The sequence below is a fragment of the Arthrobacter sp. Hiyo1 genome (assembly GCF_001263615.2).
Classification (GTDB): Bacteria; Actinomycetota; Actinomycetes; order Actinomycetales; family Micrococcaceae; genus Arthrobacter.
Genome location: NZ_DF952471.1, coordinates 132456 through 141931 on the forward strand (window position 1 = coordinate 132456; position 9476 = coordinate 141931).

Genomic DNA, 9476 nt, shown 5'->3' on the forward strand with positions numbered 1-9476 from the left:
AGTCCGCCGTCGCTCCCCTGGTCGACTACTTGTCCGAGCCGCGCTGAACCGCGACCGCGTTGCCGTCGAGGTCGAGTGGCTCATCCACCTGACCAGCAACAACGTACTTCCCGGCGCCGGGCCCCTCACCGCCGAGCAGCAGGAGAAGCTGCGCGCCATCGTCACCGAGTTCGACGCCGCTTCGGTCACGGAACTCGCTGAAATCGAAGCCGTCACGGTCCACGACGTCAAGGCAGTCGAGTACTACATCGGCCGCCGCCTCCCGGCGATCGGTATCGAGAAGCTGACCGCGATGGTGCACTTCGGCTGCACATCGGAAGACATCAACAACCTTTCCTACGCCCTGGGCGTCAAGGGCGCAGTGGAAGATGTCTGGCTCCCTGCAGCCCGCGCCTTGGTGAAGCAGATCGAGGCAATGGCCGAGGAGAACCGCGCCGTCCCGATGCTTTCCCGCACCCATGGCCAGCCGGCCACTCCCACTACCCTCGGCAAGGAACTGGCCGTCATCACGCATCGCCTGAGCCGCCAGCTGGACCGCGTTTCCAAGACCCAGTACCTGGGCAAGATCAACGGCGCTACCGGCACGTATGCTGCGCATGTCGCTTCCGTTCCCGGCGCCGATTGGCAGGCCGTAGCGCAGTCCTTCGTTGAGGGACTGGGGCTGACGTGGAACCCGCTGACCACCCAGATCGAGAGCCACGACTGGCAGGCCGAGCTCTACGCGGACGTCGCCCGCTTCAACCGCATCCTGCACAACGTCTGCACGGATATCTGGAGCTACATCTCGATTGGCTACTTCCGCCAGATCCCGGTAGCAGGCGCCACCGGCTCCTCCACCATGCCGCACAAGGTCAACCCGATCCGCTTCGAAAATGCCGAGGCCAACCTGGAGATTTCCAACGGCCTGTTGGACACCCTGGGCGCCACGCTGGTTACCTCCCGCTGGCAGCGAGACCTGACCGACTCTTCCTCGCAACGCAACATCGGCGTCGCATTCGGACACTCGCTCCTTGCGATCTCGAATGTCGCCAAGGGGCTGAAGGCCCTGGACGTTGCCGAGGACGTACTGGCGGCCGACCTCGACACCAACTGGGAAGTCCTGGGCGAAGCGATCCAGATGGTCATGCGCGCCGAGGCCATCGCCGGGGTCGCTGGAATGGAAAACCCGTACGAGCGGCTCAAGGATCTCACCCGCGGCCAGCGCGTCGATGCCGTCCGCATGCAGGAGTTCGTCTCGAGCCTGGGATTGTCTCCCGAAGCCGAGGCACGCCTCCTGGCGCTTACTCCAGGCAAGTACACGGGCATCGCGGACCAGTTGGTGGACCACCTGAAGTAGCGGCCACATGGGCCCTGCGTTTCCGAATCGACGTAAGGAATTGTGTCAGCATGAGGCTCTTGCTTATCCGCCACGGGCAGACCCCTGGAAACGTCTTGGGGCAGTTGGACACGGCGTTTCCCGGTCCGGGACTGACTGAACTTGGCGAACGCCAGGCCGCTGCGCTCCCGGAGTCCCTCGCCAACGAAGACATCACGGCCATCTATGCATCCACGCTGGTCCGCACCCAGCTGACCGCCGCCCCGCTTGCAAAAGCCCTCGGACTCGAGGCCACTGTATTGGACGGCCTGCAGGAGATTGAGGCCGGGGCCCTGGAGAAACTCACCGACCACGAGTCGCACCACCGGTACATGAGCACCGTTTTCGACTGGACCGACGGGGAACTCGACGTCCGCATGCCGGGAGCTGGTGATGGACACGAGTTCTTCGCCCGCTACGACGCTGCCATTGCCAAAGTGGCAGCGTCGGGCGACGAAACCGCCGTCGTGGTCAGCCATGGTGCCGCGATCCGCTGTTGGGCAGGCCGCCGTGCTGTGGATGTTGGCCGTGAGTTCGCCGCCACCCACCAACTGCAGAACACCGGAATCGTGGTGCTCGAAGGCGATCCGGAGACCGGGTGGCGGCTGCTGCACTGGGACCAAAGCCCCGTAGGCGGACTTGCCGTGGCCGACCGGACGGTCGAGGATCCCACCGGCGACGCCGTCGAATAGGGGCCGGTTGGGGTCAGTTCCGCCTCACCGGTATTTCTCCGGACGCTTACGCGGAGGAAACACCGCGGTAACCCCCGCTTCTTAGGCTTGATAGGCATAACCCCCTTCGGCGAAAGAGGTTCCGATGCAGACAAATCCGCGGCTCAACATCAGACAGGTCACCTGGGCAAACCCGGTGGGTGCGGACCTCCGCGCAGCGCAGCAAGCGGAACTGGACGCACGTTTCGGCAACTCGGACCACGAGCCCGGACCCGCGCCGTCGGAAGCAGATACCGCCGTCTTCGTTGTAGCCTACGAAAAGTGTTCCGGCCAGCCCCTGGGTTGCGGAGGGCTAAGGATCCTGGATGCCGAGACGGCCGAAATCAAGCGGCTATACGTCGTCCCGTACGCCAGGGGCTCAGGAGTGGCGAGTTCAATCCTTGCCGCGTTGGAGGCGCAGGCACATGCCCACGGTTTCAGCATGATCACCGCGGAAGCGGGTTCGGCCCAATCGGACGGCCGCAGCTTCTACGAAAGCGCCGGCTTCGCTGCGGTGCCAAATTTCGGCCCCTACATCGGTGTCACCCACTCGCAGTGCTACGCCAAGCCGATCGATTCGCACAGCGCATCGCACACTGCAATGGCGTGAGGCACAGGGGGATGGCCAAAGGACGGGACCGGATCAATCCAGGCTGCGTCCGCCTTGGCCCAGATGTGCCCGATTCAGGGCTTCGATTTCTTCGTCGCTCAGGTCGTCGAAGCTCTTGGCCTCGTGTTTGTCGCTCCGGGAGAAGCGGACAAACATCAGGATGATGAGGGGAAGATCCACAATCTCTGCGAGGAACCACATCAGGTCTCCCGCGAGTTGCTGGTCGCGCAAGGGTGAGGGGAACCAGCCTGGCTGATTGACCAAAACTGACGTGGCGCCGTCGAGAATTTCCGGGCTGAGCCGCATCAGGACCCCGGGCACCGCGTCGGCAAGCAGCTCAATGAATACAAAGATGAACTCGACCACAATGAGCGATGAGGTGCGTCCTGCGCCGTCTTCCATGATCGGTACGGTCATGAGGAGGCCCATGACGGGCACGAGCAACGTCAGGATGACGTCGGCCGCGGGGTTGGTCCGCAGCACGTAGAAAAACGGGGTCAGGAACACTGTGAACATTGCGAGCCCCAGAAGCGCCGCCACGAGCGTGTTGCTGAGCATGCGAACGAGCCGGTGCCCGAGCACAGCTTCCACCCTCGCCGCACCCGCGGGGCCAAGGGTCTGCCTGGCAAGGGTTAACGGCTTGCCCAGGCCAACCAACAGCGGGACCACAAACAGATAGGACGTCACTTTGAGGGTGAATGCCCACCTCAGGTCGTGGCTGTAGGTTCCCGGGAATCCAAAGCTCAGTGCCGCGAAGCTCCCCAGGCCAAGGGCGAAGAAGGCAAAGGAGTTCCACAGGGGCCAGCGGATATCACGGCGCTTGGCAGCAATCAGGCCCTTTGAATACAGGGCGACTGCGGCAATAAGAATGACCAGGGCAGGCCAGTTCATGGACCAGGCGCCCAATACAGCGTCCAACGGTGGCATGGTCAGTGTTCCAAGCCGGAAGGCCGGGCGCTCAGCCAGGCGCTCAGCCAGGCGCTACGGCGGGTTTTGTCGATCTTCATGGTGTTCCTCCAGCGCGTTCCCGGTGTACCGCATGGTGCGCGAATCGGCGTGTCGTGTTGTGCCCTGAACCGGGTGCACCGTATCCATGTTACGGAGTCGCGCCAAGCATGGCACGCCGCAGGAGACGCAGGCGCCCGGCCTCGGCTAATCTCGCATTATGGAAAAGGCTGACATCACGTTCCGGACGCGCAAGTGGATACGCCCGGAGGACCTCAACGCCAACGGCACGCTGTTCGGTGGAAGCCTGCTGAAATGGATCGACGAGGAAGCGGCAATCTACGCAATCCTCCAGCTTGGAAACGGCCGCGCCGTCACCAAGTACATCTCCGAGATCAACTTTGTCAGCTCGGCCGTCCAAGGCGATCTGGTGGAGATGGGCCTGACGGCGGTCCGTTTCGGCCGGACGTCTCTGACCATGCGCGCGGAGGTGCGCAACATGATCACCCGCGACAGCATCCTGACCATCGAGGAAATCGTGTTCGTCAATCTCGGCCACGACGGCCGCCCGGAACCGCACGGCTACACGGAAATCACCTATGACCGTGACCGCATCCCGACACACCATCTGACGCAAGCCCTCCACGAGGACTGAGCGCCCGACGTCGGGCCCTCCCTAAGCGGCGGGCCCGCACCAAAGCTCCTTTCCCCGGAAACGGGTGCTGGCGGCCGCGAAATTCGCGGCCGCCAGCTTGTATTTCCAGCAACGGGAGTGATGTCACTGGAACTTCGGGGCGCCCAGACGGGCGCGGCGCCTCAAGGGAGGCGGGGGGTCAGCGCCTGTCGAAGGTGAGACCACCGGGGACCTGGAACGTCGGCATAAGTTCCAGCATGCCCACATTGACGTGGCGCGGGGTTTCGATGGCGTAATCGAGCGCGTTGACGATGTCGTCAGTGGTCAACGACTCGTAGCCTTCGTAGTACGTCTTCCATGCTTCTTCCATGGCTTCAGGCGTGCCGCCCATGTTCCGGCCGAAGATCTCGGTTTCCACACGCCCCGGGCAGATCTCGGTCACGCGGATGCGCTTGCCGACCGTATCGTTCCTGAGCTGGCGGGAGATCTGGTGCACGGCGGCTTTCGTGGCGTGGTACACCGTGTGGCCATAGAAGTTGTAGACGCCTGCGATCGAGCTGATGTTGATGACGTGGCCAAGGTCGCGCTCCACCATGCCCGGCAGGACCAGCCGCGTGAGCTGAAGCAGGCCGCGAAGGTTGACGTCGATGAGCTCGTCGATGTCCTGCTCGGACGAGTCCAGGAGGTTCCCGGGCCGGGAAACTCCGGCGCAGTTGACCAGGACGTCGACCTTCAGCTCGCTCACGACGGCGGTCAGGGCAGCTGTGTCGGTCAGGTCAACTACGTGCGGGATGGCACCCGTACGATCGGCCAGTTCGCTGAGGCGTTCCTCGTTGCGGGCCACGGCGTGAACGGTCAGGCCCCTTTTGGCCAGGCGCTCCGTGATCGCGGCACCCATACCGGTTGACGCTCCGGTGACGAGGGCGGTGGTGTAGTCGGAAAAAGACATCGGTTCTCCAAAGAGTGGAAATGGAAGGCACGAACTGTGCCCGGAGGTCAGCGGCGCCTAGGCGTCGCGCAGGGGTTCGTGTGCCCGGTCCTTGACCGTGCTCACGGCTGCGAGCGTGCCGAGTGCCGTGATCACTGCGTAGAAGGCCGGCATGTAGATGTTGCCGGTGCTGCTGATAAGCCAGGTCATCAGCAACGGAGCGGTTCCGCCGAAGAGCGCGGAGGAGATGTTGTAGCCGAGGCCGTAGGCGGAGTAGCGAACCCGGGTGGGGAACAGCTCAACGATCAGGATGTGGATGACGGCCGTGTGGCCGGCGAAGACGATGGCCATGATCGAGGCGCCAAGGATAGCCAGGCCCATGTTTCCCGTTGCGATGAGGGCGTAGGACGGAATGCCCAGGATGGTCATGGCGATGGCGGAGCCGGCGATGACTTTCTTGCGGCCGATGCGGTCGGAGAGGGCACCCATGAAAGGAATGGCGATGCAGATGACAACCAGGCTGCAGGCGGTGATGAACAGTGCCTCGCCGATGGTGAAGTTGAGCTGCTTGCCTTTGAGGAACGTAGGCATGTAGGAGAACAGGACGTAGTAGCCGGAGCCGTTCATGAGCGGGATGAAGAGGGCAAGAACCATGGCCCGGCGGTGCTCAGCGGACTGGAAGGCTTCCTTGAGCGGGTTCTTGGAAAGGCCGCCTTCTTCCTTGAGCTTGGTGAAGTTGGGGGTGTCCGCGATGGCCTTGCGGATGTACCAGCCGATGACGCCCATGGGAATGGCGACCAGGAAAGGAATGCGCCATGCGAAGGAGCCGAAGCCACCGCCGTCGATCGCGGCCTGGGTGAGCCACGGAGACATGGAGAACGCCACAAGGGTGCCGGTGAGGAGGGCTGCGAACGAAGCGATCTGCGCGTAGGAAGTGATGATGCCGCGCTTGCCCTCGGGGGCATGTTCAGCGAGGAAGGTCATGGCGCCGGCGGCTTCGCCGCCGACCGAGAAGCCCTGCAGGAGCCGCAGTAGGACGAGCAGGATGGGAGCCGCAATGCCGATGGCCGCGTACGTGGGCAGGATTCCGATACCGGCTGTGGCGACGCTGATCAGCAGAATGACGAAGACCAGTAGCTTTTGCCTGCCGATCCGGTCGCCCAGGTAGCCGCAAACAACCGCGCCGAGGGGCCGGACGAAGAACGAGACGGCGTAGCCGGCGAAGACGAACAACAAGGCGTTGTCCGGGTTACCGGGGGCGAGGAACACCAAGGCAAGTGTTCCGGCCATAAACGCGAAGATGCCGTTGTCATAAAGTTCCACGAAGATGCCAACGCAGCCTGCGGTGACAACCTTGCGCGTTTGACGGCCTGTGAGCCGTTCATGCTGCACTTGTGCAGCGTTGGTGTTAGCGGTCATGACATTTCCTTCTTGATGTTGAGCGTAGCAACGCCTATAGGTTTTGACGACAGGTTTTTAGCTGCATGCCGCAACCGGGAGGTCCTGCCACTGGGGTCGGCATCCAATGCCAAGTAGTCCGAAGACTGTGTTGACGGATTCGCGGAGGGTTTCAAGCTGCGCCCGCGAGCGCCGGTGGGCGGAAGTTGCCTCCGCCACTGTTGTTTTCCTGAAGCGGACCTTGTCGCCCGGGCGGGCTTGGGCAAGGACGTCCAGGCCATTGCTGGTGACCACGGCGAGGACTGGATATCCGGCGGTGACGCCGCGTCCCCGGTGCAGTACCAGCAACTCTTCCCGGGAAGGAACCTCGACGGCGCCCACCGGTACCCCGCGTGAAAGCACTTCGCCACTCGAGGTTCTTTCCGGAAGTTCACCCCCGAGCCTCAGGCCGATGTGATTGCTCCGGCCACTTACGGCGTATTCCGAGGTGAAGAGCAGCTCGGCGGAATCGCCAAACTCGGCGACATCCGGACCGTCAGTCACATCGACCATCAGTTCCTGCCCCATGTCCGGCCGTTCAAGACCAAGCCGGAAGAGCGGAAGGTCGAAGTACGGTTGGCGAACAGGGCCCACGCTGCGGCGGGTCAGGAGGGTGGTTCCTTCCTTGAGCTGCAGGCCGAAGCCCACAACGGTGTCCGGGGCACAACTACCCAGCAGCGTCGGCGCCTCCACGGAACCGTGGACGGCCAGGTAGGCACGGAGGCCCCGGTTGATTCCCCGGACGGCCACCGTCTCGCCAGCACGGACCGAAACCGGTTCCCACTGGCTGCACGGACGCCCTCCGACGGTGAGGGTCAACGGAGCCCCCGTGACTGCGATCAGGATGTCGGACTGCGCTTTCATCCTGAAGTCGAGGGCCGTGATCTCCACCAGGGGATCGTTGTCCGCGTTGCCGGCAAGGATGTTGGCGGCCCGGGCCGAGTACTGGTCCAGGGCGCCGTTGACCGGAAGCCCAAAGCGGGGTCCGCGGAACCGGCCAAGGTCTGTGACCACGGCGTTACCGGGTTGCTGGATGAGGATGTGCCCGCTCATGGCCTTGGTTCCAGTTCCTTGCCGACGTAAGAGCCGAACTCTCCGGCCTCGATGCGACGGAAACGGAGAATGTCTCCTGGCTTGTAAGGGACAAGTGGTTCACGGCGAATGTTCAGGACAGTCAAAGGGGTCTGACCGATGACGCACCAACACCCGGTGCGGACGCGGGAGCGATGACGGCTTGGCGTCCGGCCACGGCCACTGCCCCGGCCGGGACGCTGAGCCGCGGATCCTTGAGGCGGGGCACAGGCTTGGGGAAGGCGGGACCATCCATCATGGGCGAGCCGGCAGGAGCACCCAGGCAGCGGACGGTGTAAGTCTTCTCGGTGTGGACGCGGATGACTTCCTCGGTGGAGATGCCCTGGTATTCGGCTACTTTCTCCAGGTCGGGACCGTATTCGCCGCCATAGACCACCGGAACATCAAATTCACGGGGTGCCTTTGCGGCGCCGGCGGACCGGCCCATTTCGAGGAGCCCCAGCTTGACGAACGCGCGCACCTGACGGGCCGACACCAGGACGGGGTCGAATTCCACCAGCACGGAATCGTAGGTGGGTACCGCGCCGTGAAGGCCCTCGGCGCCACAGCTCTCCAGCCAGTCGGCAAGACGGTGGACCGTGAGCCAGTTGTCCTCGCTTGCTTCGGCAAGGGCGACGACGCGCAATGCGGAGTCTCCTGATTCGTAGATCTCGGTGGGAGCCGCCATGAGAACGGACATGTCAGGCCGCCTTCCTCTTGGCATCCATGACTTCGGTCAACGGGGCAATACGGACGCCGGCCGAAACGAGCTCCGAACGAATCAGCCGGGCGAGCTCGACGGCGCCGGGGTTGTCCCCGTGAAGCAGGACGGTGTCCGCGGAGATGTCGATGTCAGTGCCGTTGGCGCATCGGATCTTGCCCTCGCACACCATGCGGACGGTTCGCTCGACAATAGCCGAGGGATCGTGCAGCACGGCGCCGGGCTGGCTGCGCGGGACCAGGGTCCCGTCTTCCTGGTAGGCACGATCGACAATGCCCACAATCGCCACGTCCAGGCCAGCGGAACGTGCCGCCTTGGCCAACTCGCCCTCCTGCGCGACCACGATCAGTTCGTTGTCCACGCGGGCAGCGGCCTCAGCCACGGCCTCCGCGTAATCCGCCCGGACGGCGACGAGATTTCCCAGCCGGCCGTGCGGCGCGATGTGGGTCACCTTGGTTCCGTGGAAGGCAGCGAAGCCGTTCAGGGCGCCCAGTTGGTAGAGCACATCCGCACGCACTTCGTTGGCAGTCAGGCCCATGTCCCGGCGGCCGAAACCACGCAGGTCCGGGAAGCTCGGGTGGGCTCCGATTCCCACTCCGCGGCGAACGCATTCGGCGACCGTGGCGTCCATGATGTCCGGATCGCCCGCGTGGAACCCGCAAGCGATATTGGCACTTGAAACGATCTCCAGAAGATCGGTGTCGCTGCCTATGGTGTAGGCACCGAATCCCTCTCCAAGATCCGCTACAAGATCAATTGTCGGGTTCACGTGGTTCTCTTTCCGTGGTTCTGCATTGGGGTCCGGCAATTCCGCTCGAACGGCTGGAATATCCGGTAAACTCAGTCGCCTTTTCGATTGAAAGTGTTTAGCTAAAATTCTTCAATCCGGGGAACTGTCGGTAATTCTTTGGTGATAGAAGTCTCGCACCCACGAACTTCGGGCACAAAGACCTATTCCCTATCACGGGATAGCTCCCGGTTATGACCTACGGCACACATGCTGGTGGCGGAGACGGCATGCTGCCGGGCCGCCGTCGTCGTCCTCCGTGGTGAAGGTCGACGACGG

The 9476-nt window shown here is 63.3% G+C and carries 9 protein-coding genes and 1 pseudogene; 4 read left to right on the forward strand and 6 right to left on the reverse strand.

Going from position 1 to position 9476, the window contains the following annotated elements; translation table 11 throughout:
* The 3 genes and pseudogenes from purB to AHiyo1_RS12165 all read left to right on the forward strand — a co-directional run.
* Window positions 1-1336: pseudogene (gene purB / locus AHiyo1_RS12155) on the forward strand (adenylosuccinate lyase); the annotation flags it as partial.
* Between the two features lie 50 nt (window positions 1337-1386).
* On the forward strand, window positions 1387-2046 hold the full coding sequence (locus tag AHiyo1_RS12160; RefSeq protein WP_059388738.1) for a histidine phosphatase family protein: 660 nt from the start codon (window positions 1387-1389) through the stop codon (window positions 2044-2046).
* 124 nt (window positions 2047-2170) lie between these two features.
* On the forward strand, window positions 2171-2674 hold the full coding sequence (locus AHiyo1_RS12165) for a GNAT family N-acetyltransferase (protein WP_059388739.1): 504 nt from the start codon (window positions 2171-2173) through the stop codon (window positions 2672-2674).
* Between the two features lie 33 nt (window positions 2675-2707).
* Here the strand turns inward: AHiyo1_RS12165 and AHiyo1_RS12170 are convergent, their stop codons facing one another.
* Window positions 2708-3601: a cytochrome c oxidase assembly protein gene (locus tag AHiyo1_RS12170; protein WP_059388740.1), complete on the reverse strand. Its 894-nt coding sequence runs from the start codon at window positions 3599-3601 to the stop codon at window positions 2708-2710.
* 238 nt (window positions 3602-3839) lie between these two features.
* On the opposite strand from AHiyo1_RS12170, the gene AHiyo1_RS12175 reads away from it, so the two are divergent.
* On the forward strand, window positions 3840-4274 hold the full coding sequence (locus AHiyo1_RS12175; RefSeq protein ID WP_084784486.1) for an acyl-CoA thioesterase: 435 nt from the start codon (window positions 3840-3842) through the stop codon (window positions 4272-4274).
* A gap of 178 nt (window positions 4275-4452) precedes the next feature.
* On the opposite strand, the gene AHiyo1_RS12180 is transcribed toward AHiyo1_RS12175, so the two are convergent.
* The 5 genes from AHiyo1_RS12180 to AHiyo1_RS12200 form a co-directional block, all read right to left on the reverse strand.
* Window positions 4453-5202 (reverse strand): SDR family oxidoreductase, encoded by a 750-nt coding sequence (locus AHiyo1_RS12180; protein WP_059388741.1) that lies wholly within the window; start codon window positions 5200-5202, stop codon window positions 4453-4455.
* Window positions 5203-5259: 57 nt separating this feature from the next.
* A complete protein-coding gene (locus AHiyo1_RS12185) occupies window positions 5260-6600 on the reverse strand; it encodes an MFS transporter (RefSeq protein WP_059388742.1) in 1341 nt (446 codons plus the stop codon).
* A 57-nt stretch (window positions 6601-6657) separates the two neighbouring features.
* The gene (locus tag AHiyo1_RS12190; protein WP_059388743.1) at window positions 6658-7671 is read right to left on the reverse strand and encodes a 5-oxoprolinase subunit C family protein; all 1014 of its coding nucleotides are present in this window, start codon (window positions 7669-7671) and stop codon (window positions 6658-6660) included.
* 121 nt (window positions 7672-7792) lie between these two features.
* Complete coding sequence (locus tag AHiyo1_RS12195; RefSeq protein ID WP_253257301.1) at window positions 7793-8389, reverse strand: 5-oxoprolinase subunit B family protein; 597 nt, start codon at window positions 8387-8389, stop codon at window positions 7793-7795.
* A 1-nt stretch (window position 8390) separates the two neighbouring features.
* Complete coding sequence (locus AHiyo1_RS12200) at window positions 8391-9179, reverse strand: LamB/YcsF family protein (RefSeq protein WP_059388744.1); 789 nt, start codon at window positions 9177-9179, stop codon at window positions 8391-8393.
* Window positions 9180-9476 lie beyond the last annotated feature (297 nt).